Genomic DNA, 24621 nt, shown 5'->3' on the forward strand with positions numbered 1-24621 from the left:
CTAGTGATAGCTACGCAGCAGGCCGACGAGCTTGCCCTGAACCTTCACCCGGTGTGGCGGGAAGATACGGGTCTCGTATTCCGGATTAGCCGCTTCAAGCGCGACAGACCCGCCTTTCTTGCGCAGCTTCTTCAGCGTGGCTTCCTCGTCATCGACCAGCGCGACAACGATGTCGCCTGTATCGGCCACATCGCAGCGACGGATGAGGACCGTGTCACCATCGAGAATACCGGCCTCGATCATGGAATCGCCGTTCACTTCGAGCGCGAAATGCTCGCCATTGCCCAGCATGTCAGCCGCGACGGGCAGGCGATCGGTTTCGTGCTGGATGGCAGAAATGGGAACACCGGCAGCAATACGCCCCAGCATGGGAACCTCGATCGTGCCGCGATCATCGGAGGGGGCTGCACCCTGGCCTGTGAAATCAGCGCGCACCACATTGGGACCAAGATCGGCTGATTTTTCCTCGGTGTTTTCAGCGGCGGCGCTTTCGGGAAGCTTGAGGACCTCCAGTGCGCGGGCGCGGTGGGCAAGACGGCGGATGAAACCGCGTTCTTCCAGTGCCGTGATCAGGCGGTGAACGCCGGATTTCGAGGCCAGGCTGAGTGCACCTTTCATCTCGTCAAAGGAGGGTGAGACACCGGTTTCCTTGATGCGCTCATGGATGAACAAAAGCAGTTCATGTTGCTTGCGGGTCAGCACAGCTCGACTCCCTCCAATTCGCCGGAACAAAGCGGCAACTTGATGGGTGTTCTACATGTGTTCTATTTTGTCGTCAACAGGGGCTAATAGGCCGCCATCAGCGTTTTCGTTGCCTGTTCGACATCAGTCTGACGCATCAGGCTCTCGCCGACCAGCAAGGCTCCGGCGCCTGAAAGCTTCAGCCGCGCAGCATCATCAGCCGTGAATATCCCGCTTTCGGCTACCATGAACTGGTCGTCCGGCACGAGTGTGGACAAACGCTCGAAAGTGCTGAGCGAGGTTTCGAATGTCCGCAGGTCACGATTGTTGACGCCGATCAGCGGTGCCTCTAGGGCGAGCGCTCGGTCCAGCTCCGCCTCGTCATGGACTTCCACAAGCGCGTCGAGTGACCACTTGTCGGCTTCATCCATGAGCTCGCGGGCACAGGCATCATCAACGGCCGCCATGATGACCAGGATTGCGTCAGCGCCGAGCGCTCGGGCTTCCGCGACCTGGTAGCGGTCATAGAGAAAGTCCTTGCGCAGCGCGGGAAGCCCGGTGGCATCGCGTGCCGCGGCCAGGAAGCTGTCATCACCCTGGAAGCTTGGCGTATCAGTCAGCACGGAAAGGCAGGTGGCTCCACCGTCTTCATAGGCCTTGGCCAGTACCGGAGGATTGAAGTCCTCGCGGATAAGACCCTTGGAGGGGCTGGCCTTCTTGACCTCGGCGATAAGGGCCAGGCCGCGTTCGCGCGCATCGCGTCGAAGTGCATCGAAGAAGCCGCGCACCGGAGGCTGATCGGCAGCGAGCGCGGCGATGTCCTCATAGGAACGCTGCGCCTTGCAGGCCTGGATATGGTCCAACTTGTAGGCGGTGATGCGCGCAAGTGCGTCAGGCATCTGGTTCATGCGTCGACCCCCTGCGAGGTGATTGCGATCATCTGCTCGAGCGTTTTACGGGCACGTCCGTCAACGATAGCGGCCCTGGCCTTGGTGATGCCGTCGGCTAGATCGTTGGCCAGGTCAGCGATTACGAGCGCGGCCCCGGCGTTGAGGACGACGATGTCGTGAAAAGCGCCGGGCTCACCATCGAGCAAGGCCCGGATCGCCTTTGCGTTAAACTCCGGATCGCCGCCCTGGAGGTCTGCCTCGCTGGCCTTGGCGATGCCGTATTCTGCCGGATCGACGACAAAGCGCGTGATCTCGCCATTCTTCAGCTCAGCGACCTGGGTCGTGGTCGTTGTCGTGATTTCATCCATGCCGTCATCACCGATCATTACCCAGGCACGTTCGCAGCCCAGGTCACGCAGGGCTTCGGCCATGGGCTCAAGCCAGCGCTCGTCGAAGACACCCAGCAATTGCCGTTTGACCCCCGCCGGATTGGAAAGCGGACCTAGGAGGTTGAAGACGGTGCGCACACCCAGGCTCTTGCGGGCGCTGGCCACGTGGCGAACGGCGCTGTGGTGGGCTGGCGCAAAAAGGAAACCAGCACCGGCCTTTTCGAGGCTTTCCTCGACCGTTTGCGGGCCCACGTCCAGGCGTACGCCCAATGCCGCGAGAACATCCGAAGACCCCGATTTCGAACTGGCAGCGCGATTGCCGTGTTTGGCGACGTTGGCGCCGGCGCCAGCAGCGACAATCGCGGCAGCGGTGGAAATATTGTAGGCACCCTTGCCATCACCACCGGTTCCGCAGGTGTCGATGGCCCCGTCAGGCGCGTTGATCCGGGTCATGCGGCCACGCATCACGCGAGCGCCCGCTGCGATGTCTGCCGGACTTTCTCCAAGTGCGGCAAGCCCCATCAGGAAGCCACCAATCGCGGCATCGGGCGCATCACCTTCCATCAGGAGGTTGAAGGCGGCTTCAATCTGTTTCGTGTCCGGTCGTTGCCCGCGGCTCATGGCCTGCAGGCAGATAGCGAGCTCTGTCATCGCTCTCTCTTGTTCAGTTTGTCTGGAGAAGGGTGGGCTAGCAGGGCAAGCTGCGCCATCGCCGATCCAGCACACGGCATCGAACGCGCGATGACGGCATGACTGACGCCACTGCCGGATCGGCAGTGAAGGCATTCAGGACATGTCGGTTCAGGATCGGCATACCGGCTGGCTCAGGTTGAACTTCGCGAACCCGGCAAATCTAGCTGGCTGTGGCAGAAATTCAATCGCCCGCGATGGGTCTCACGCAGCTGTTTTCAGTGGCGTGCCAGCCAATTCCAGGAAGTTGCGCAGCAATTGATGGCCGTGTTCCGACGCGATGGACTCCGGGTGGAATTGCACCCCGTGAACCGGTCGCTCGACATGATGTACGCCCATGATCTCGCCATCGGCGGTCCAGGCATTGGCCTTGAGTTCAGCGGGCAGGCTGTTCGGTTCGATGGCCAGGCTGTGGTAACGTGTTGCCTCAAAAGGTGAGGGCAAGTCTTTGAAAACACCGGTGCCGGCATGGGTGACCGGACTGGTTTTCCCGTGCATGATTTCCTTGGCGGAAACAACCTTGCCCCCGAAGATCTGACCGATGGACTGATGACCCAGGCAGACGCCCAGGATCGGCATGTCGTCTGGCGATTGGGCAATCAGGTCGAGACAGATGCCGGCACGGTCAGGATCACACGGACCCGGTGAGAGCACGATGGCTGACGGGCCAAGAGCCAGCGCTTCATTGACGCTCAACGCATCGTTGCGATGCACAGCAATATCAGCTCCGAGCTCCTGGAAATAGTGCACCAGGTTGAAGGTGAAGCTGTCATAATTGTCGATCATCAAGAGCATTGCGGGCCTCCGCGGCCAAACTAGGCGCTTCGGTTGTCAGGGCCAATCCCTGCTACTGCTTAACGGATGATTTACCGACTCCCTTCGCACTAGCAGCATGAGACGACGCCATCCGAATCGCTTCCGAGTTCTGCAATCTGCAACGCCGGCTTTTGCCAGTGTTGTGGCTGCTGCGGCCTATGGTGTGGGTGCGATCGTCTTCTCGTTTACCAGCAAGGCCGACCCGGCGGACCTGCCGGAGTTTTCCCTGAGCTACGATCCGCCGAGCCTGTATGTAAGTGGGATTGCTGATCCGGCTGAGACGGACCTGGTCGCGCTTGCTGCGCCGGAGGAGGTTGCAAGCTCACAGGTCGTTGTGCCCGAGATTGATGAAATGCTCGAGGCGCAGCCTGCCAGTTACCCAGTGCCCACTGCAAACACGCCGCCACGGATTGCTCTGGTGATTGATGATGTCGGGTTGGATCGTGACGCTGCACGGCGGACTTCGGAGCTCGGTGTTCCGATCTCCATGGCGGTGCTGCCCTATGCCGATGCGTCCCGTGATGTTTCACGGCAGGTCCGTGAAGCAGGGCACGATCTTTTGCTGCACATGCCGATGGAACCACTTGGACTGGCAGATCCTGGGCCGCATGCCTTGCGGGTAGGCCAGAGTGAGGACGAGCTGCGCCTGCGTGTGCGCTGGGCCTTTGCCCGCGTGCCTGGCGCGATCGGTATGAACAATCACATGGGCAGTCGATTGACGCAGGATACCAGTGCTCTGCGGCCGGTTCTTGAAGCTCTTTCTCAGGAGGCGGGCCTGTTCCTGGACTCCATGACGACTGCAGAAAGTCGTGGCGCTGCGGTAGCGCGCGGACTTGGTCTGACAGCGCTGGAACGAGATATTTTCCTTGATCACACCATCGAGGTGGCGGCGATCAATGCCCGGCTGGCCGAGGTTGAGGCGCTGGCCTCACTGCGTGGTTGGGCGATAGCGATCGGTCATCCGCATGACGAAACCCTGGAAGCGCTGGAGAGCTGGATCGCCGAGGCAGAAGCACGCGGCTTTGAATTCGTCACGCTGACAGAGCTCGCTCGTTCGCTGGAAACGCCATCCCAGCAAATCGTGGAAGCCTCAATCCGCTAGTGAGTCTTCAGCAGCCCGGAAAAGTGCGGCGGCCTTGTTGCAGCATTCCTCGTGTTCCGATGCTGGGTCGGAATCCAGAACAACGCCGGCCCCTGCTTGAACATTCATCTGGCCATCCTTGAACACCGCTGTGCGCAGGGCGATACAGGTATCCATCGAGCCATCAGCACCGAAATAGCCTACCGCGCCGGCATATACGCCGCGTCGGTGAGGTTCCAGCTCGTCAATAAGCTCCATGGCGCGAACCTTGGGAGCACCGGAAACCGTGCCAGCCGGGAAACCGGCGAAAAGTGCTGATACCGCATCCTGATCGTCCGCGAGGTCACCTTCGACATTGGAAACGATATGCATGACGTGGCTGTAGCGCTCGACGATCTCGCGCGCGGTGATGCGGACGCTGCCGGGTTTGGAAATCCGTCCGACGTCATTGCGACCGAGATCGAGCAACATGAGGTGTTCGGAGCGCTCCTTCGGATCCGCGAGCAGATCTGCCTCCAAAGCGTCGTCCTCGGCCGGAGACTTGCCACGCGGGCGGGTGCCGGCGATCGGGCGGATCGTCGCGACACCGTCGCGCAGTCGCACCAGAATTTCCGGGCTTGAGCCGACAATCTCGAACCCGTCCATGCGGAAGAAGAAGAGGAAAGGCGAGGGGTTCAGGCGGCGCAATGATCGGTAAACCCAGAACGAGTCTGCAGGGTAATCGGCGCTGAAACGCTGGCTGGGAACGACCTGGAAGGCATCGCCGGCCCGGATGTAGTCCCGCGCCTTGTCGACAGCAGCCATATAGGTTGCCGGTGACTGGTTCGAGCGTATCTCGCCCAGCTCGCCTTGCGCGCGTTCGATCTCGGGCATCTTGCCCGCCAGCGTCCGAAAAACGGCATCAATACGTTCGCATGCGGCATCATAGGCTTCACGCGGTGTAAACCCGTCGGTGCGGATCGGGCAAAAGACCTGGATCTCCTGTTTCAGGGAATCAAAGACAACGATCGTGCGAGGACGCATCAGGACCGATTCTGGCAGATCCAGCGGTTCCGCCGCAGCCTGTTCCGGAAGGCGCTCCATGTAGCGCACCATGTCGTAACCGAGATAGCCGAAAAGGCCGGCGCCGATCGGAGCTGAACCGTCAGGCAGGGTGCAACGCGCGCTTTCGATGACATCGCGCAGGGCCTGCATGGGGTGGTCGTCCAGCGGCTCAAATGTCTTGTCCACCAGATTTTCGCCCGTGCAGACTGCGGCTTGGCCGTCGCGGCAACGCCAGATGAGATCCGGATCGAGCCCTATCGCTGAATAACGTCCGCGCCACGCACCGCCTTCCACCGATTCCAGCAGGAAGGTATGCGGGGAGGAGCCGGCGAGCTTCAGATAGGCCCCGACAGGTGTCAGTAGATCGTCTGCACGGCGTGCCGTTACGACAATGGTTTCACCGCGCTGGCAGGCAGCTTCGACGGTACGAAAATCCGGGATTACGACCGGCGCTCGGGCCGGCGTCACCGGTTGGCGTTGGAATCGCGGCCCAGTGCCTGGTCAACCAGACGGGCGTCGATGCCACCTTCTTCGTCCTGACCATATTCTGCAAGCAGCGCTGCCTGGGTCATGATCAACATGTCCTCCTGCATCTCGCCAAGAATGGTCGTGCTGAGCAGCCCCATCTCCCCGAGTGCCGCTGCGGCCGGATCCACGTGTACAATGTCGTCGACAACGAGGATGACCCGAAGGCCATCACCTGTTCCCGATGCGATGACCGGTTGACCGGGTTCGGCGAAGAAAGCTTCCCGAACGACTGTCCCGGCGAATTCGCCTGCGCTTTCGTCACGTTTCAGTGTGGCGGTCTCGACCCGGCCTCCAGAGGTCAGCGCGACAATATCCATGTCCTCTCCGGCCTCGAGCTGGGCGAGGGCCTCCTCGGCGCGCGCCTGTAGCTGAATGCCGATCTGGGACTGGCGCCACAGTATTTCCGCTTCTTCGCGAACCTCGGAGAGTTCCAGATCACGACTTTCGACGATGCTGTCGACGCGAACAATGAAGAAATCGGTGTCATTGAATTGCTGCATATCGGTCGCAAGCCCTTCGAACTGATCGAAGGCGGACGGCAGGATGTCAGCCGAAAGAGCGGCGTAGCGCGGGAAGTTGAATTCACGATCCGCACCACGTGCGACGCGATCCATAGGGGCGAACATTTCCAGCGGGCTCCCCGAGGCCGCAGCGGCTTCCTCAAGGGTGGCGCCGGAATCGAGAGCGTCCTGGAACAAGCCCATTGTGTTGTACATGACGTCGAGTGCCTGTTCGCGCGCAGCAGCCTGGCGCAGTTCGGGCAATTGCTCCTGGAAGGACGGTGTCACCGCATCCGTACCGCTGGTGACCTGTACGGCGTAGGTGGCAAAGGCGCCTTCCACGACGATCGTTTCACCTACGGCGGCAGCGAAGACGGCGTCAGCCAGCGCCTGATCTGGCACCTGGTAGGCAAGCGACTCAGTCTGTTCAAACGGTGCCGGCAGGCCGAGATCGTTGGCGATGTCCAAAGCGACTTCGCCGGCGGTGAGACGATCCACGACCTGGCTGGCCGTTTCAGTGTCGTTGACGACGAGCTGGAGGAAACCGCGTGTTGCCGGCGTGCCGATTTGTCCCGTCTCGAGCTGATAATCATAAAACTCGCGCAGCGGTTCTTCGTCGACGGTCTCGTTGGCAGTGAAGTCATCGAGCTGGAAACGAACGAGCGTGATCCCGCGTAGTTCCGTGCCGGTGAAGACAGGCAGGCCCAGCTGATCAGTCGCTTGCCGGTTTTCATCGATGAATGCCTGAAGCTCTTCATCGGTGGGCGGCTCGATCGCGTCTGCGGTGGAAGCATCAATGAACAATCCCCGCATGGACCGACGCTCCTCGGTCACTCGATAGCGGTTGCTGGCAAATTCAGCGGGAACGGAAATTCCGCCAGCCAGCGTCGAGGTGAATTGGGCTCTGAGCACATCATCCGCCAGCTCTTCCTCGAACTGACGTGGTGTGTAGCCGAGCTGCCGCAGATACTCGCGACCGGCTGCAAAACTGTAGTCGCCCGTTGCAGGGTCCTGGAAAATGTCAAACTGCGAAGCGGCTTCCAGCAAGGCCTGGTCAGAGACAGACAGGCCAAGTTCTTCAGCCTTGGCAGAAAAGGCGGCAAGCACGATTAGACGATTGAGAACCTGGTTTTCCCGTTCTTCAGCGAGGGCCTGCTCGCGCGTGAAGGTCGGATCCTGCTGCTGGATATTGCGGATCTCGCTTTCGAAAGCGCGCGAGAACTGGCTGACACTGACTTGCTGATTGCCAACGACGGCAATCGCGGTTCCGGTTCCCGTAAAGACGCCTCCGACGCCGGTCAGGGCGAAGGCGAGAACGAGAAGTCCAATGATAACAATCGCCCAGGGTGATTTGGCGAAAGCTCGTAGCAGGGTCAGCATTGTACACAGGCCTTAAGAATAGTGAGAGCGGGAACGTAGCGACACACCCATTGGGATACAAGCGCTCTGGGCTGTGGTTGAAGCATTGCCTCACATGGGCTCCCGCCGTAATGCTGGTTCGATAACATATCGGCATCGCGACAACTTGGGGGAGACATGGCGCGGCAACTCATCGCTGGCAATTGGAAGATGAACGGGCTCAGTAGCCAACTCAGCTTCTTTGACGATCTCGTGAATGCTGTCGGCGACAGTCCAGCCGAGCTGTTGATCTGTCCTCCGGCAACTCTGATCGAGCGCTGTTCCCGAGCCGCCGACGGCAGCGGGATCGCAATCGGTGCCCAGGATTGTCACGTCAGTGCAAGTGGCGCCCATACCGGAGATCTTTCCGTTGCCATGCTGGCGGACGCCGGAGCGCGCTTCGTGATTCTCGGACATTCCGAGCGCCGGGCTGATCATGGGGAAACCAGCGCCGAGGTTAAGGCGAAAGCCGAAGCTGTACTCGCGGGTGGGCTGACATCGATAATCTGCGTGGGCGAGACATTGAAACAGAGGGAGCAGGGCAACGCCGAAACCGTCGTTACCGAGCAATTGCTGGCGTCCCTTCCGGAAAATGCCGGGGACAGGTGCGAGATTGCCTACGAGCCTGTCTGGGCCATCGGAACTGGCCGCACGGCCTCGTCAGCAGACATTGTCGCCATGCACGGCGCTCTGAAGGCGGCGCTTCCGGCGGACGTCAATGCTCGCATCCTCTATGGCGGATCGGTGAAGCCCCAGAATGCCGAAGAGATACTCGGGCTCGACAACGTTGACGGTGCGCTCGTCGGCGGGGCCAGTCTGAATCCGGTGGACTTTGCTGGCATCATAAAAAATACAAGGTGTTGAGGGGCTGGTAAGGCGATTGAAACCAATTGAATCCATGATGTTCATTCGTTTGTCCTGAGTATTCGCCTTAACGGAGCTCCCCAGCGCATGGCCGAACCCGACTACGCCCGAGCCCCAGTTCTTCTGTTTGATCCCGTTCATGCCAACCAGCGAACGACGCGTTATGCGCTTTTCGAAATCGGTTTTCGGCAGATTGAGTGTGTGTCGACACTGGAAGATCTGAAGGCCGGGATCACGGACAGCAATCCGCTGATGATCGTCGCCGAAAGCAGCGCAACCGATGCTGATGTGTTTCGAATTGTACGTTCAATCCGGCGTTCTGAACTGGGGAATAACCCCTTCGTCGTGATCCTGTTGACAACATGGAGCCGGGACACGCTGCATATCCGCAAAGCCATCGAGTGCGGTGCCGATGATCTCATCGTGAGGCCGTTCTCGACCATGTTTGCCGAAGAACGTGTCCGCACCCTGATCAAGGGACGCAAGAGTTTCATCGTGACCAGCGATTATATCGGCCCCGATCGGCGCAAGGCCAATGACCGGTCTTCCTCCGCTCAGTCGCTGGAGGTCCCCAATCTTCTACAGGCTGTCGTCGAGGGTGATACCGAAGCGCTGGCCAAGGGAAGCCAGTGGATCCAGGCGGCAAAATCGACTGTCAACGCGGAACGTATTCGCCGGGTTGCCATGCGCATTGTGGTGGGAGTCGAGCTGTTCCTGTCTGGAGCCAAGGACGGGGCGACACCTAAACTGGACCTGGAGGACATGGCCAAGACGGCGCGCGAGCTGCGGGCCCAGATGATCAAGGCCAACCGCGCTGAGGCTGCGGAAGTGGCCCAGGCACTCATCGACCAGATCGGTGCAATCAATCCAGCAGAAGTCTCGCCGGCCACGCTCAAACTGGTCAAGGAATTGTCGATGGGCGCCTATGCGGCCTTTGCCAATGGAGATGGCCTGGAGAAATCCCGTGACGAGATCGACCGTACGGTTGCCAGCCTGCGTAAACGCCTGCAGGCGCGCGCTGCTGCAGTCCAGGCTCAGCAAGCAGCGCAAGCAGCAGATGATGCTGGCCAAGGCGAACAAGCTGCTATAAAACGCGCCGCCATGTAAATTCGTCCCTATATGGTGGACGAAGACAGAGAACGGCGAGTTTCATGACAACGGTACTGCTCATCATTCAGCTTCTGGTCGCGGCAGCCCTGATCGCGGTTATTCTCCTTCAGCGTTCTGAAGGTGGCGCGCTCGGTATGGGTGGCGGCGGCGGTGGTGGTGCCGGTGGCATGATGACCGGCCGCGGCGCGGCAAACCTGCTGACCCGAACCACGATGGTGCTCGCTGCGGTCTTCATCGGCAACTCGATCGCTCTGGCCATTCTGACCGGCGCTGATTCCGGTGATAATCTGCGTCTGGACCAGGACTTCGACACTCCGGTGGTCGAAGAAGAGGCAACTGATCAGGTTCCCACCGACGGCTAGTCCGTATCAAATTTTACCTGAAAAGCTCACATCGCGTCTTTCGGCGCGAACGAATCTCGGATACTGAGACGGCCCATGCCGCGTTATATCTTTATCACTGGCGGCGTGGTCTCCTCGCTTGGAAAAGGCCTCGCCTCCGCCGCTATGGGCGCTCTGCTGCAGGCTCGTGGATATAAAGTCCGCCTGCGCAAGCTGGACCCTTATCTCAATGTCGACCCGGGCACGATGTCGCCCTATCAGCATGGCGAGTGTTATGTGACCGATGATGGTGCGGAAACGGACCTTGATCTCGGGCATTATGAACGTTTCACCGGAGTGCCGGCGAGCCAGTCCGACAATATCACCACGGGCCGAATCTATTCGCGAATCATCGAACGCGAACGCCGCGGCGATTATCTCGGCGCGACGGTGCAGGTCATCCCGCACGTGACTGACCAGATCAAGCAATTCGTCCTGTCTGACGCGGGCGATGTCGATTTTGTTCTCTGCGAGATCGGTGGCACTGTTGGTGATATCGAAGGCCTGCCCTTCTTCGAGGCCATTCGCCAGCTGGGCCAGGAACTCGGCCCCGACAATGCCGTCTTCGTTCACGTCACGCTGCTGCCCTTTATCAAGGCAGCCGGCGAGATGAAGACCAAGCCGACCCAGCACTCCGTCAAGGAGTTGCGCTCGATCGGCATCCAGCCGGATATTCTTCTGTGTCGATGTGAAATCCCGATCACGCCAGGCGACAAACGCAAGATCGGTCAGTTTTGTAATGTCCGTGAAAGCGCTGTGATCGAAGGCCGTGATGCGCGCTCTCTTTACGATGTGCCGCTGGAATATCACCGTCAGGGGCTGGACCGCGAGGTCTTGCGCTGTTTCGGCCTGGAAGACGCGCCAGCACCGGACCTGACTCGCTGGGAGACGATCTCTCAAGCGATTGCAGAGCCGGATGGCGAAGTCACCATTGGTGTTGTCGGCAAGTATGTTGGCCTTCTGGACGCCTACAAATCCCTCATCGAGGCCCTCCATCACGGCGGGATCGCCAATGGTGTGAAGGTCAATCTCAAATGGCTCGATAGTGAGCAGTTCGAGAATGATGGGCCTGTTGAACCGCTCGAGGATGTTCACGCTGTCCTGGTCCCCGGTGGCTTTGGCGAACGTGGCGTGGAAGGCAAGATCGCTGCGGCGAAGTTTGCACGCGAGCGCAAGGTGCCGTTCTTCGGCATTTGTTACGGCATGCAGATGGCCGTCATCGAGGCCGCACGCAATCTGGCGGGCATCGATGATGCCATGTCGACGGAATTCTCCGAAAAGGGAACGTCCATCATCGGCCTGCTGACCGAGTGGACCCGTGGCAATGAAGTCGAGACCCGTTCCAGTGATGGGGACATGGGTGGGACGATGCGCCTGGGCGCTTATCCGGCTGTGTTGGGCGAGGGCACGCGCGTGCGTGACATCTATGGTTCCGCGCACATCGAGGAACGCCATCGTCACCGTTACGAGGTCAATGTCGCCTATCGCGACCAGCTCGAGCAGTCCGGCCTGAAATTCTCCGGACTTTCGCCGGATGGCGTCCTGCCCGAGATTGTCGAGATCGAGGACCATCCCTGGTTCATCGGCGTCCAGTTCCACCCGGAGCTGAAATCACGCCCCTTCGAGCCGCACCCGCTGTTCGCCAGCTTTGTCGGTGCCGCGCTCGAACAGAGCCGCATGGTGTAATTTTTCCCGGGGGGACGCATCCAAAACGCGTCCCGGATGCATCCTATTGTCAGCTGCACTAGTTTCGCGCGTGCAGACAGGACAAGTGTCGATAGTGACAGGGATGGAAAAATGAAACTCTCAGCTTTTCTGGCAAGTGCGGCTGCCATAGCGATGACCTCGACGGCGATCGCGCAGGACAGCCAGAATGTAGATGTCGAAAGCTTTTCCCGAATTAATGCGGGCGGCGGATACCGTCTGGTCGTAACTCAGGGGGACAGTTACACGCTTCGCCTTGATGGCGACGGCGATGACTTCTCCAAGGTTGAGATCGATGTCCGCCGTGACGGCCTTTATATCGAGCAACAATCCCGCCTGTTCGGTCGCAATCGCGGCCTGGACGTAACAGTGCATGTCACTGTGCCGTCTCTGGACGAGCTGGACTTCTCTCGCGGCCTGCGGGCTGACGTTGAGGGATTCGAGTTTTCTGCTCTTGAGGTGGATGTCAGCACCGGAAGTTTCGTGTCTATGGCAGGAAGTTGCGGTGAACTCGACGTCAGCGGTTCCACAGGTGCAGTTTTTGATGGTCGGGACCTGGAGTGCCAGATTGTTGACGTGTCGACGTCCACGGGTGCCTCAGCGCGCGTACACGCCGCTCAGTCGGTCGATGCCAGTGCTTCTCTCGGCGGAGACGTTGTTGTTTATGGCAGCCCGCGCTCTCACGACAGTTCCGAGACGATGGGCGGCAATGTCCGCTTTGACCGCAACGGCTGATCTAAGCCGCTGACAGCATGGAGCGCAGGCAAGTGCTTGCGCTCCCCCTGCGAAGCAGGTATACGGCGCGGCTCGAATGGATGGCAAATCGCCGTCCCCAGACAGTTTTCTACACGGTGGAGAGGCTCATGGCCGTCCCTAAGAGTAAAATCACAAAGATGAAGCGTGGCTTCCGTCGTAGCCACGATGCCCTGACGGCGTCTGCCTATGTCGAGGACAAGGACAGCGGTGAGCTGCGTCGTCCGCACCACATCGACCTGAAGTCCGGCATGTATCGCGGCCGTCAGATCCTGGATCCGCAGGACGACTAAGGTCTATGTGCCGTAAAGGTTCAAGAGCGCGGTTGGCTTTGGCCAGCCGCGCTTTTCTTGTTTCTGCCTAAATCCGCGTCGAGATTTCCTCGATGACGGCAATCGCTGTCTCCACATCCTCCCGGCGGGTCTCGAACTGTCCGACCTGGAAGCGAATCACGAAATCGCCGCGGTGCTTCGTCTGAGTGAGATAAATTCGGCCATCATCATTGATGGCTTCCAGCAGCGCCATGCTGGCCTCATCGCCATCACGGCCCTCAGGTTCCCAGCGGAAGCTGAACAGACTGAAACGGCTGTTCGATGTGATCGTGAAACCAGGCAGGGCGGCAATCCTTTGTTCCGCTAGCTTTGCCCAGGCGATGTGATTGCGGATGCGTTCGCGCAAGCCCTCCAGTCCATAGCTGCGAATGAGAAACCAGAGCTTCAGTGCACGAAAACGGCGTCCTAGGGGCACTGTCCACTCGCTGTAATTGACGATCTCGTCCTGGCCGAGCGTTTCCAGATAGTCCGGGCGCAGACCCAGCGTGCGCACCTGTTCTTCGGGGTGCCGCAGGAACTGGATCGAGCAATCAAACTGCGCGCCCAGCCATTTGTGCGGGTTGAATACAATCGAATCGGCGCGTTCAACGCCGCGCCAGTGAACCCGCTGTTCTTCACAGATCATCGCGGAACCGGCCCACGCTGCGTCGACATGGACGTAGAGCCCTTCGGTCTCGGCGATGTCCATGATAGCGTCTATCCTGTCGCAGGCTCCGATGGATGTGCCGCCCGTGCAGGCGACGATTCCGGCCGGCAGATATCCTGTTGCGCGATCTGACTTGATCTGCGCTGCCAGAGCGTCGGGTTTCATCGACCAGTTCCCGTCGGTCTCGATCTTAATCAGATTGTCCTGACCGATGCCGGCGATCCAGACCGCCTTGTCGATGGAGGAATGGGTCTGGGCGGATGCATAGATGCGCGGTTGGCCCTGGCCGGCAGCACCGCTCTTGATGCCGGCCCAGTCCAGCGCACGTTCGCGCATGGTCAGCACCGCGGCCAGCGTTGCTGATGAAGCGCTGTCATGGATCACCCCCCGCAGGTTTTCTGGCAAGCCAAGGGCCTGACGCATCCATTCGACCATGCGTGTTTCCATCTCGTTCGCTGCAGGAGAGGTCTGCCACAACATGCATTGCGCTGCGATTGCCGAGACCAATTGCTCCGCGAGCAGGGACGGCGGGGTTGTATTGGCCGGGAAATAGGCAAAGAAACGCGGGTGCTGCCAATGGGTCATGCCTTCCGGGACGATGCGTTCGAAGTCCTTGAAGATCTCGGCCATGTCCTCGCCTGTCTCCGGAGGGGCAAGAGGAAGCTGGTGGAGCGTGTCTCCGGGCTGTGCCGGCGAGCGAACCGGTCGCTCCCTAAGGCCCTCGTAGTATTGTACCGTCCAGTCGACCAGGCGCTTGGCCCAGTCATGATACTCAGACATCAACATGGTGGTGTTTCTCCCCGATTTGGCCTCGTTGGTATCATGCGTCGGGAGGCGGGCAACGCCTGCGACAACCTCAAAACCGCAGCCGGGAAGCGGCTATGCGTAGATATCCTGCAGAAAAGGCGGCAGGTTTGCGCTAACACCAATTGAGAGCCCTTGCTTCGCATGAGGGCTGGGTTATGAAGCGCGCGAAAGACTTTCTTCCTCCGGAGACTGAACACATGACCGCCATTACCGATATCATCGCGCGCGAGATCCTCGACAGCCGTGGCAATCCGACTGTTGAAGTTGATGTGTTGCTGGAGGATGGTTCCTTCGGTCGCGCCGCTGTTCCGTCCGGAGCTTCGACCGGTGCCCACGAGGCCGTTGAAAAACGCGATGGCGACGAGCGTTATGGTGGCAAGGGTGTGCGCCAGGCGATCGAGTCGGTTGAAGGCGAGATCTACGAGTCGCTGGCCGGTTTCGAAGCCGAGGACCAGCGCCGCGTCGACGAGGCGATGATTGAGTTGGACGGCACTGCCAACAAGGGCCGCCTCGGCGCCAATGCGATGCTGGGCGTGTCCATGGCTGTTGCCAAGGCCGCGGCCGACGCCCAGGGCATGCCGCTTTATCGCTATATTGGCGGTCTCAACGCGCGTGTCCTGCCGACCCCGATGATGAATATCCTCAATGGTGGCGCGCACGCGGACAATCCGATCGACTTCCAGGAATTCATGATCATGCCGGTGGGCCTGCCGAGTTTCTCGGAAAGCCTGCGTTGCGGTGCCGAGATCTTCCACGCGCTGAAGGGCAATCTGAAAAAACAGGGCCTGAATACCAATGTCGGCGACGAGGGTGGTTTCGCCCCGAATATCGCCACCGCTGAACAGGCCCTTGACGCTGTCATGGCCGCGATCGAGCAGGCAGGCTACAAGCCGGGTGAGGAAGTTGCCCTGGCGCTGGATGTGGCATCCACCGAATTCTACAAGGCGGGCCGCTATGAGCTGGCCGGTTCCGGCGAGAGCTATAACGCCGAAGGTTTCGCGGATTATCTCGGCAGCCTTGTCGACAACTACCCGATCATCTCTATCGAAGACGGCATGGCCGAGGATGACTGGGAGGGCTGGAAAGCCCTGACCGATCGCCTCGACGGCAAATGCCAGCTGGTCGGCGATGATCTCTTCGTCACCAATCCGGAGCGCCTGGCCCACGGCATCGAGATCGGTGCCGCCAATGCCATCCTGATCAAGGTCAACCAGATCGGCACGCTCTCCGAGACCCTGGACGCCGTCGACATGGCGCTGCGTTCCGGTTACGGCGCTGTGATGAGCCATCGTTCCGGTGAGACAGAAGACTCGACGATTGCCGACCTGGCCGTCGCCACCAATTGCGGTCAAATCAAGACCGGCTCGCTGGCGCGCGCCGATCGCACAGCCAAGTATAACCAGCTGCTTCGTATCGAGTCGGAACTGTCCGATACCGCTGTTTATGCAGGCAATACCGCGATCAACTACTGATCCGGTAACGCTTCCTTCACGCTGATCGCGTCTAGTTGGAACCCTAGACACGGCGAATGGCCGGCAGACAGGGTGACCAGCGGTGGACGCGATCAAGCGCTTCATACCGAGCTTTTTTATCGCTATGGCGATTGCCTATTTTGGCTATCACGCCCTGACCGGTGAGCAGGGCGTGCTCAACTGGCTCGTCATCGAAAACGAAATCCGCGAGACGGAAATCCAGCTGGCCGAGGCCCGCGCTGAGCGCGAGCGTATGGAAGAAGTCGCGGCGCGGCTGCGTTCTGACAGCCTGGATCTGGATTATCTGGATGAGCGGGCTCGTGATGTGCTCAATGTAGCCCATCCTCGCGATTTCATTGTCGAAATCGACACGACCAACCGTCGTTAACTTTTCTTCGCACACGGAATAGCTCGAGCGAAAGTCCGATTTGCGTGCTTTCTTGGCAAATGGACCGGGTTTGATCTTGCAGAGTTACCGCAAACTCTGATAAGTCGCAGCTCAATTCCCGGCGCGTCTGCGTCAATTAATTTCGCGAGCGAAATATGCCAGCCAAACGTACTGCCGCCAAAGGCGCTTCGAAAGAGCAAATGCTTCAATACTATCGGGACATGCTGCTGATGCGGCGGTTCGAGGAAAAAGCAGGTCAGCTCTACGGCATGGGTCTCATCGCCGGTTTCTGTCACCTCTATATCGGCCAGGAGGCGGTTGTCGTGGGTGTCCAGGCGGCGCTGGAAGAGGGCGATCAGGTCATCACCGGTTATCGTGATCACGCGCATATGCTGGCCTGTGGCATGGACGCGAATGGCGTCATGGCCGAGCTGACGGGGCGCGAGGGCGGCTATTCCCGCGGCAAGGGCGGCTCCATGCACATGTTCTCCCGCGAGAAGAACTTCTATGGTGGCCACGGCATTGTCGGCGCGCAGGTCGCGCTGGGTACCGGTCTGGGCTTTGCCAACTGGTACAAGGACAATGGCAAGGTCTCCGTTGCCTATTTCGGCGATGGCGCGGCCAACCAGGGCCAGGTGTATGAGAGTTTCAACATGGCCAAGCTCTGGAATCTGCCGGTCATCTATGTGATCGAGAACAACCAGTACGCCATGGGCACCGCGGTCAAGCGGGCCTCCTCCGAGACTGAGTTGCACAAGCGTGGCATCTCCTTCGGTATCCCGGGCGAGGCCGTGGACGGCATGGATGTTGAAGCGGTGCGCAAGGCCGCCGACAAGGCAGCCAAACACGCACGCTCCGGCAAGGGCCCCTACATCCTGGAAATGAAGACCTATCGCTATCGCGGTCACTCCATGTCCGACCCGGCCAAATACCGCTCGCGCGAAGAGGTCGATGAAGTGCGCTCGCACCACGACCCGATTGACATGGTCAAGGAAAAGATCCTCGAGAAGAAATGGGCCAGCGAAGACGAGCTCAAGGCCATGGACAAAGAGGTCAAGGCCATCGTCAATGAGAGCGCCGAATTCGCCAAGACGTCGCCCGAACCGGATCCGTCCGAGCTTTATACCGACGTTCTGGTGGAGGTTTGAGCATGACTCCACAGGTGCAACATTTCCTCGATGAATGGCATGGCGCGGTGGAAAACCGCGATCATAACCGTCTCGAGGCGATTATTGCCGAGGGCTGCGAGCTGCACTCCCCGGTCGTCTGGAAGCCGAGCGCGGACAAGCATTACCTGCTGCACATCCTGATGGGCGTGATCACCACGATCGATGGGTTCCAATACCGCGATCAGTGGGTCAAGGATAACGAGATCATTCTTGAGTTCACCGGCACGGTTGATGGCAAGGGACTGTCTGCCATCGACCGCATCACCCTGAATGACGAGGGCAAGATGTGCCGGATCGAAGTGATGATCCGCCCGCTCAACACGCTGATCGAATTTGCCACACGCATGCGCGAACACGCGCTGCGTTACGAGCCTGAAGCCGCAAACGGCTAATCCTGCAGGACTGAAGATATGTCGATTGAAATCCTGATGCCCGCCCTGTCTCCGACCATGGAAGAGGGCACGCTCGCCAAGTGGAATATCAAGGAAGGCGACACCGTCGAGAGCGGTGACGTGATTGCCGAGATCGAGACCGACAAGGCGACAATGGAAGTTGAAGCCGTCGAAGAAGGCACCGTCGCCAAGCTTCTGGTCGAGGAAGGTGCCGAGAACGTCAAGGTCAACGCCGTCATCGCCATCCTGGCAGAAGAGGGCGAGGACGTGTCTGCAGCGGCTGCCGCACCGTCTGCGCCGGTTGCAGAGGCAGCGCCTGTTGAAGCCGCACCGGCTATCGATGAACGCCCGGCGATGATGCAGACCAATGTCGCGTCGCTGGCCGACCCGGATATTCCGGCCGGAACCAGCTTCACCTCCACCACGGTCCGTGACGCCCTGCGTGACGCGATGGCTGAGGAAATGCGCCGTGACGACACGGTGTTTGTCATGGGTGAGGAAGTCGCTGAATACCAGGGCGCCTACAAGGTGACCCGCGAACTCCTGCAGGAGTTTGGGCCCAAGCGCGTGGTCGACACGCCGATTACCGAACACGGCTTTGCCGGTCTGGGTGTGGGCGCTGCCTTCAACGGTCTCAAGCCGATCGTTGAATTCATGACCTTCAACTTCGCCATGCAGGCGATCGATCACATCATCAACTCTGCCGCCAAGACGCTCTACATGTCCGGTGGCCAGATGGGTTGCCCGATCGTGTTCCGCGGCCCTAACTCGGCCGCCAGCCGCGTGGGTGCCCAGCACTCCCAGGACTATTCTTCCTGGTATGGCAATGTGCCGGGCCTCAAGGTCGTCGCGCCGTATGACGCTGCTGACGCCAAGGGCCTCCTGAAGGCCGCCATTCGTGACCCGAACCCGGTCGTCTTCCTCGAGCACGAGCTGATCTATGGCGAGAGCTTTGATGTGCCGGACCTGGACGATTACGTCCTGCCGCTCGGCAAGGCCAAGGTTCGTCGCGAAGGCACGGATGTCACCATCACCGCGCATTCCCGCATGGTCGGTTTCGCGCTCGAGGCTGCAGAGACCCTGGCAGGTCAGGGCATCTCCGCCGAGGTCATCGACCTGCGCACCATCCGTCCGCTCGATACCGACACCGTTGTTCAGTCCGTCATGAAGACCAACCGCCTGGTCACTGTCGAGGAAGGCTGGGGCCGTATGGGTGTCGGCGCCGAGATCGCAGCTGTCGTGACCAAGGACGCGTTCGACTATCTCGACGCGCCGCCGGTTCGCGTCCACCAGGAAGACGTCCCGTTGCCCTATGCCGGCAATCTGGAAGCCCTGTCCCTGCCGAATACGGATGATATTGTCCGCGCGGTGAAGGAAGTTTGTTACGTAGGCTGAGGCAATGACCAATTCCCCTGAGAAATCCTGGCGCCATGGTGAGTGTCACTGCGGTGAAGTCGGTTTTGCAGTTAACTTGCCGGATCATGTCGTGGCGTTGTCGTGCAATTGCTCGATCTGCGCCAAGACGGGGTTCATCCATCTCATTGTCGAGAAGGATGATTTCAAGATCGAACGGGGTGCGGAAAGCCTGACGAATTACCAGTTCGGGTCGAAGACAGCGAAACATTTCTTCTGTTCCAAGTGCGGCGTGAAACCCTTCTATGTGCCTCGCTCGCACCCGGATGGCTGGTCGGTAAATCTGCGCGCCCTCGATGCAGAGGCGAACCTGCAATTGCGCTTCCAGGAGTTTGACGGTGCCAACTGGGAAAAGAATATCGACCAGATCGCCGGCGACAAAGGCCAGGCCTGACACCTGCCCACCTTTCTGAAACGCAATCTGGCTGACATCTCCGTGTTTTGACGTGCATGGCAATTTGCCCGCGCTCACACAGCTCGGGGATTGTCCATGTTCCAACATCTACTTGCCGGCGCCGCTGCGCTGGCCATTTCCACGTCTGCCTTCGCCCAGGACCGGTGTGAGGAATATCCGCTTGCACCCGCCACAGATCCGGCTGCGCTCGGATTTTCCGAAACCGACCTCGCTGGCCTGAACCAGCTCGCAACCGATCTCGAATCCACCGCGATGATGATCGTGCGGGGCGGTGAGGTGGTTTTCTCCCACGGAGAGACCGATCGCCTGATCATGGTGCATTCCCTGCGCAAGTCGCTGATGAGCGGGCTGATGGGCATTGCCGTGGATGCCGGTGCTGTGCAGCTCGACCAGACGCTGGCGGAGCTGGGGGTGGATGATCTTGTCGGTCTGACCGAACAGGAACGCTCGGCCACGGTCCGCGACATCATCACCTCCATGTCCGGTGTCTACATCCCGTCGGCGGCAGAAACGCCGCAAATGCGCGAGAGCCGACCGGAGCGCGGTGAATACGCGCCGGGTGAGCACTGGTATTACAATAACTGGGACTTCAACGTCGCCGGCCACATTTTCGAGCGCTCGACCGGGCGCAATTACGACAGCGCTTTCCTGCGCCTGTTCGCCGAGCCGCTCTGCATGCCTGATTTCGACGTATTCGAGACCCATCGCCAGCATGCGCCCGGCACAATGTTCTCTGCCTATCACATGCGCCTGTCTGCGCGGGATGTGGCCCTGTTCGGCCAGCTCTACCTACAAAATGGCGAGTGGGACGGCGAACAAATCCTCTCCCAGGACTGGGTCCGCGAAAGCACGGGCGATCATGCCGACACCGGATGGCCGGGCGCCTGGATGGGTGGATACGGCTTCATGTGGTGGAAAGTGCCGGATGAAGCAACTGCCGAAGAGTTTGGCCTTCCTCAGGACATGTATACGGGTGCCGCTTATGGCGGTCAGTATGTGACTGTGATCCCGAGCCTGGACATGGTCATCGTCAATCGCATGAACACGGATATCCAGGGCGGCCCGCGCATGGGTGGCCGGGATTATACCCGGGTCCTGCAAGCAGCGATCCGTGCTGCCCGGGACTAAAGCAACTGAGTGCTCGTGACGGAAAGCCCGGGGCTGCTGGCCCGGGCTTTTTCCGTGTGCGCAGCAAATAAACATTCGCTAGCGAAGCAAATGCCTCCAAACGTGTTGTGTGCCCGGATTGTTTGCGCTATCTCGGGTGCAAATCATTCCTTTTTGGGGGTCTCCCATGCCAATCGAAATCCTGATGCCCGCCCTGTCTCCGACCATGGAAGAGGGCACACTGGCCAAGTGGAACATCAAGGAAGGCGATACCGTCGAGAGCGGCGATGTCATTGCCGAGATCGAGACTGACAAGGCGACAATGGAAGTTGAAGCCGTCGACGAGGGCACCGTTGGCAAGATCCTGGTTGAAGAAGGCACGGAAGGCGTCAAGGTCAATGAACTGATCGCGCTGTTGCTCGAAGATGGCGAGGATACGTCTGCGCTGGATAATGCCGGTTCGGCACCGGTCGCGGCGGCTCCTGCACCAGCTCCGGTTGCTGCTGCTCCGGCACCTGCTGCACCCACGCCTGCCGCTCCGGCTCCAGCTCTGGCGGCTCCGGTCGCTGCCTCGGGAGACCGAATCAAGGCCAGCCCGCTTGCCCGTCGTATTGCCGCAGACAAGGGTCTGGACCTCGCCAGCCTGACGGGCTCCGGCCCCTATGGCCGTATCGTCAAGCGCGATGTCGAAGGCGCCAGCGTGACAGCCCCCGTTGCGGCGCCGCAAGCAGCGGCGACGCCGTCCGCGCCGGCTGCGGTCATCGATCATGACGAGCCGCTGGCAGCCTATGGTATCCCGGCTGAGCGTTATGAGGTCGTCAAGGCGGACAATATCACCAAGATCTCGGCCAAACGCCTGTCCGAGAGCTTCCGCGATATCCCGCATTTCCCGCTCAATATCGATTGTAATATCGACAAGCTGCTGGATTTCCGCAAACGCGTGAACGCCGCTGCCGAGGCAGAAGGCGCCAAGGTTTCTGTCAATGACATCCTGATTAAGTGCGCCGGCCTGGCGCTCAAAAAGGTGCCGGCCGCAAACGCGTCCTGGATCGAGGATGGCCGCATTGCCATGCACAAACACGCCGACGTTTCCATGGCCGTCGCCATCGAGGGCGGCCTGATCACGCCGATTATCAAGGATGCGGATCAAAAGGGTCTCGTCGAGATCTCCCGCGAGTCCAAGGACCTGGCGATGCGTGCGCGCGACCGCAAGCTGGCACCGGAGGAATTCCAGGGCGGCACATTCTCGCTCTCCAATCTGGGCATGTTCGGCATCAAGTCCTTCGCCTCCATCATCAACCCGCCGCAGGGCATGATCATGTCGGTTGGCGCTGGCGAGCAGCGTCCCGTCGTCAAGGATGGCGCGCTGGCGATCGCCAATGTCATGACCGTCACCCTGACCTGTGACCACCGCGTGGTGGATGGTGCAACCGGTGCGAAATGGCTGGCCGCATTCAAGACCTTCGTTGAAGACCCGATGACGATGCTGATGTAGGCAGATCATCATGCCCATCACCTCCCAACTTGCCGAGATTCGCCATACCGATCTGGTGTTCCCGGAACAGACCAATCATCAGGGTACGTATTTTGGTGGTGCGGCGATGGCGGTGATGGACAAGGTGGCTTTCCTGGTCTCCGCGCGTCACGCCCGCCGGCCGTTTGTAACGGCATCCTGCGACCGTATCGATTTCCGCAATCCGGCCTATGTCGGCAATATGATCGAATTGTCCGGCCAGGTGCGTCTTGTAGGTCGGTCTTCACTCGTCGTGGACGTGGAGCTTGCAGCAGAAGACCTGCGCACAGGCGAGCGGCGCATCTGTACGCGTGGTGCCTTCACCATGGTCGCGGCAGACCGAAAGACCAATCCGGAACGCCTGCCTCCAGCCCCCGATGCCAAGCCCGAATTTGCGCCATCACCGGTCGGGTCTGCGCGGACGCTGCGCCTGGTCTTCCCTGGCGATACCAATCATCTGGGCCAGCTGTTTGGTGGCGGGGCGATGTCGATCATGGGCAAGGCTGCCTATATCGCCGCGTCACGGCATGCCCGCTGTGAGATCGGCATGGCGGCGTCCGACAAGATCGATTTCATCGCCCCCACCCAGGAAGGCGAAATGCTTGATGTCGTTGCAGAAGTCCGTGAGGTTGGACGCTCTTCACTGCGTGTTGGCGTGCGGGCGGAAGCGGAAAACCTGATGACGGCCGAGCGGCGTCTGGTCGGTGAGGCAGAGTACGTTATGGTCGCCCTGGATGACGAGGGCAATCCAACAACGGCGCCCCCACTGGCCTAGGGCGGGCGACTCTCTCTACCTCTAGTGCGTGCCCGCTACTGGAGATCGCCGATGACCGTGAAGTCCATTTCCCTGAACGAAAAACACAGCCAGTTCGAAGCGCCGTGGTCACCCAAGCGCATCGCCACGGTGGACAATTACGACATCAAGCTGGCCAAGGCCGAAGGTCATTTCGACTGGCACAAACATGATGATGAAGACGAGATGTTCTTCATTTCGCGTGGTTTGCTGGAAATCGAGATCGAGGGACAGGACCCGGTCATTCTTGGACCCGGTGAGCTCTGTGTGATCCCCAAGGGAATCCGTCATCGCCCGGTCGCCAAGACCGAGGAAGTCCACATCATGCTGTTCGAAAAGGCCGGGGTCACGAACACCGGCGATAATCCCGACAGTGACCTGACCCAGACCATCGAGGATATCTAGGGCTTTTGGTCCAGACCAAAGCGCTCTACGGCGGCCCGGGCAATGGGTTCACCCCATTCCTGGACAAAGTGACCGCCGTCAGCAATTTCCATCGGTTCCGGACAATTCCTGATCAGGCGTTGGAGTGATCGCATGGCTGGTGGGCCCAACACAGGGTCCTGCATCCCGATCGCCATGAAACTCTCGCCCTGCCAGTCTTGCTTCCAGAATTTCGCAGCGGCCAGTCCTGTGTCCACACCTTCCATTTCCGGGGAGGTCTGTACCAGCATGGGGAAACGGCGGACGCCAGCCTTGTAATCATCCGACGGGAAGGGAGCGTTATAGGCCGCGACTTCGGCCTCGTTCAGAACAGGTGTCGCGCGCGCCATCAAGCCACCGACGTCGAAATTGGGTGTCGTGGCGACGTAATTGCGCCAGGCGTCAAAACCGTCCCCGGCAGGGCGTCCGACACCCAGCCCGGTATTCATCACCAGCAGGCGTGTAAAGCGATCCGGATAGTCCTTGGGGATGGTCAGCCCCAGAAGCCCACCCCAGTCCTGGCAGACCAGGCAGACATCCTGGATGTCCATGCGCTCGAGAAAGGCCTTGAGCATGTTGCGGTGGAAATGGAATGTGTAGTCAGCGTCTTGGACCGGCTTGTCGGAGCGCCCGAAACCGAGAAAATCAGGCGCAATCACGCGGGCACCGGCTTCAAGGAAGACCGGGATCATCTTCCTGTAGAGGAATGACCAGCTGGGCTCGCCGTGCAGACACAGGAAGACGGGTGCGTCCGATTTCGGTCCTTCATCCACATAGTGTACGCGAAGGCCTTCATATCCAGGCAGCTCATCCACATAGTTTGGTGCATAGGGCCAGTCAGGCAGATCCGCAAAACGATCATCATCGGTGCGGAGCGCTTTAAGTACTGTATCGACCATAATTTTCCTCCCGTTTATCGCGCG

25 protein-coding genes are annotated in these 24621 nt (G+C 59.8%); 17 read left to right on the forward strand and 8 right to left on the reverse strand.

Translation table 11 applies throughout. From position 1 onward, the window contains the following. The 4 genes from lexA to JJ889_RS11595 all read right to left on the reverse strand — a co-directional run bounded on the left by lexA (window position 1) and on the right by JJ889_RS11595 (window position 3445). The gene (gene lexA / locus JJ889_RS11580; protein WP_291895251.1) at window positions 1-702 is read right to left on the reverse strand and encodes a transcriptional repressor LexA; all 702 of its coding nucleotides are present in this window, start codon (window positions 700-702) and stop codon (window positions 1-3) included. Window positions 703-785: 83 nt separating this feature from the next. Then, window positions 786-1580 carry an indole-3-glycerol phosphate synthase TrpC gene (gene trpC, locus JJ889_RS11585; protein ID WP_366940118.1) on the reverse strand — a complete coding sequence of 265 codons (795 nt, stop codon included), beginning with the start codon at window positions 1578-1580 and terminating at the stop codon, window positions 786-788. Window positions 1581-1585: 5 nt separating this feature from the next. Beyond that, window positions 1586-2611, reverse strand: a complete 1026-nt coding sequence (gene trpD / locus JJ889_RS11590; protein WP_291895255.1) for an anthranilate phosphoribosyltransferase — start codon at window positions 2609-2611, stop codon at window positions 1586-1588. Window positions 2612-2854: 243 nt separating this feature from the next. Then, window positions 2855-3445 carry an aminodeoxychorismate/anthranilate synthase component II gene (locus tag JJ889_RS11595; RefSeq protein WP_291895257.1) on the reverse strand — a complete coding sequence of 197 codons (591 nt, stop codon included), beginning with the start codon at window positions 3443-3445 and terminating at the stop codon, window positions 2855-2857. A gap of 97 nt (window positions 3446-3542) precedes the next feature. Between JJ889_RS11595 and JJ889_RS11600 the strand changes: the two genes are divergently transcribed. Further along, window positions 3543-4568 (forward strand): divergent polysaccharide deacetylase family protein, encoded by a 1026-nt coding sequence (locus JJ889_RS11600; RefSeq protein WP_291895259.1) that lies wholly within the window; start codon window positions 3543-3545, stop codon window positions 4566-4568. On the opposite strand, the gene trpE is transcribed toward JJ889_RS11600, so the two are convergent. Then, window positions 4557-5984, reverse strand: a complete 1428-nt coding sequence (trpE, locus tag JJ889_RS11605) for an anthranilate synthase component I (RefSeq protein WP_366940119.1) — start codon at window positions 5982-5984, stop codon at window positions 4557-4559. The two genes, JJ889_RS11600 and trpE, sit on opposite strands and share 12 nt — an antisense overlap. A gap of 71 nt (window positions 5985-6055) precedes the next feature. Next, window positions 6056-7999 (reverse strand): SurA N-terminal domain-containing protein, encoded by a 1944-nt coding sequence (locus JJ889_RS11610; protein ID WP_291895265.1) that lies wholly within the window; start codon window positions 7997-7999, stop codon window positions 6056-6058. Between the two features lie 156 nt (window positions 8000-8155). On the opposite strand from JJ889_RS11610, the gene tpiA reads away from it, so the two are divergent. The 6 genes from tpiA to rpmF all read left to right on the forward strand — a co-directional run bounded on the left by tpiA (window position 8156) and on the right by rpmF (window position 13121). After that, complete coding sequence (gene tpiA, locus JJ889_RS11615) at window positions 8156-8881, forward strand: triose-phosphate isomerase (protein ID WP_291895268.1); 726 nt, start codon at window positions 8156-8158, stop codon at window positions 8879-8881. 87 nt (window positions 8882-8968) lie between these two features. Then, window positions 8969-9988 carry a response regulator receiver protein gene (locus JJ889_RS11620; RefSeq protein WP_291895271.1) on the forward strand — a complete coding sequence of 340 codons (1020 nt, stop codon included), beginning with the start codon at window positions 8969-8971 and terminating at the stop codon, window positions 9986-9988. 44 nt (window positions 9989-10032) lie between these two features. Further along, complete coding sequence (secG, locus tag JJ889_RS11625; RefSeq protein ID WP_291895274.1) at window positions 10033-10353, forward strand: preprotein translocase subunit SecG; 321 nt, start codon at window positions 10033-10035, stop codon at window positions 10351-10353. Window positions 10354-10428: 75 nt separating this feature from the next. Then, window positions 10429-12057: a CTP synthase gene (locus JJ889_RS11630; protein WP_291895276.1), complete on the forward strand. Its 1629-nt coding sequence runs from the start codon at window positions 10429-10431 to the stop codon at window positions 12055-12057. Window positions 12058-12168: 111 nt separating this feature from the next. Continuing rightward, entirely contained in the window at window positions 12169-12810 is a 642-nt protein-coding gene (locus tag JJ889_RS11635) for a head GIN domain-containing protein (protein ID WP_291895278.1), read from the forward strand. A 128-nt stretch (window positions 12811-12938) separates the two neighbouring features. After that, window positions 12939-13121 (forward strand): 50S ribosomal protein L32, encoded by a 183-nt coding sequence (gene rpmF, locus JJ889_RS11640; RefSeq protein WP_291895281.1) that lies wholly within the window; start codon window positions 12939-12941, stop codon window positions 13119-13121. 67 nt (window positions 13122-13188) lie between these two features. On the opposite strand, the gene JJ889_RS11645 is transcribed toward rpmF, so the two are convergent. Beyond that, complete coding sequence (locus JJ889_RS11645) at window positions 13189-14592, reverse strand: pyridoxal-dependent decarboxylase (RefSeq protein WP_291895284.1); 1404 nt, start codon at window positions 14590-14592, stop codon at window positions 13189-13191. A 218-nt stretch (window positions 14593-14810) separates the two neighbouring features. Between JJ889_RS11645 and eno the strand changes: the two genes are divergently transcribed. From eno to JJ889_RS11695, 10 genes are all read left to right on the forward strand, one after another. Next, window positions 14811-16085, forward strand: a complete 1275-nt coding sequence (eno, locus tag JJ889_RS11650) for a phosphopyruvate hydratase (protein ID WP_291895286.1) — start codon at window positions 14811-14813, stop codon at window positions 16083-16085. An 82-nt stretch (window positions 16086-16167) separates the two neighbouring features. Beyond that, window positions 16168-16473, forward strand: coding sequence for a septum formation initiator family protein (locus JJ889_RS11655; protein ID WP_291895287.1), 306 nt, complete (start codon window positions 16168-16170; stop codon window positions 16471-16473). Window positions 16474-16628: 155 nt separating this feature from the next. Next, entirely contained in the window at window positions 16629-17621 is a 993-nt protein-coding gene (gene pdhA / locus JJ889_RS11660; RefSeq protein ID WP_291895289.1) for a pyruvate dehydrogenase (acetyl-transferring) E1 component subunit alpha, read from the forward strand. Between the two features lie 2 nt (window positions 17622-17623). Continuing rightward, window positions 17624-18034 (forward strand): hypothetical protein, encoded by a 411-nt coding sequence (locus tag JJ889_RS11665; protein ID WP_291895291.1) that lies wholly within the window; start codon window positions 17624-17626, stop codon window positions 18032-18034. 18 nt (window positions 18035-18052) lie between these two features. Then, window positions 18053-19429, forward strand: coding sequence for a pyruvate dehydrogenase complex E1 component subunit beta (locus tag JJ889_RS11670; RefSeq protein ID WP_291895293.1), 1377 nt, complete (start codon window positions 18053-18055; stop codon window positions 19427-19429). Window positions 19430-19433: 4 nt separating this feature from the next. Further along, window positions 19434-19841, forward strand: a complete 408-nt coding sequence (locus JJ889_RS11675) for a GFA family protein (protein WP_291895295.1) — start codon at window positions 19434-19436, stop codon at window positions 19839-19841. 96 nt (window positions 19842-19937) lie between these two features. Then, window positions 19938-20990, forward strand: coding sequence for a serine hydrolase (locus tag JJ889_RS11680; RefSeq protein ID WP_291895297.1), 1053 nt, complete (start codon window positions 19938-19940; stop codon window positions 20988-20990). Window positions 20991-21156: 166 nt separating this feature from the next. Continuing rightward, entirely contained in the window at window positions 21157-22464 is a 1308-nt protein-coding gene (locus JJ889_RS11685; protein WP_291895299.1) for a pyruvate dehydrogenase complex dihydrolipoamide acetyltransferase, read from the forward strand. Window positions 22465-22474: 10 nt separating this feature from the next. Then, window positions 22475-23257, forward strand: coding sequence for an acyl-CoA thioesterase (locus JJ889_RS11690; RefSeq protein WP_291895301.1), 783 nt, complete (start codon window positions 22475-22477; stop codon window positions 23255-23257). 51 nt (window positions 23258-23308) lie between these two features. Further along, entirely contained in the window at window positions 23309-23680 is a 372-nt protein-coding gene (locus JJ889_RS11695; protein ID WP_291895304.1) for a cupin domain-containing protein, read from the forward strand. On the opposite strand, the gene JJ889_RS11700 is transcribed toward JJ889_RS11695, so the two are convergent. Then, window positions 23677-24597, reverse strand: a complete 921-nt coding sequence (locus JJ889_RS11700; RefSeq protein WP_291895306.1) for a haloalkane dehalogenase — start codon at window positions 24595-24597, stop codon at window positions 23677-23679. The genes JJ889_RS11695 and JJ889_RS11700 overlap by 4 nt on opposite strands. Window positions 24598-24621: the final 24 nt, after the last annotated feature.

Source organism: Maricaulis sp., from assembly GCF_017643475.1.
Taxonomy (GTDB): Bacteria; Pseudomonadota; Alphaproteobacteria; order Caulobacterales; family Maricaulaceae; genus Maricaulis.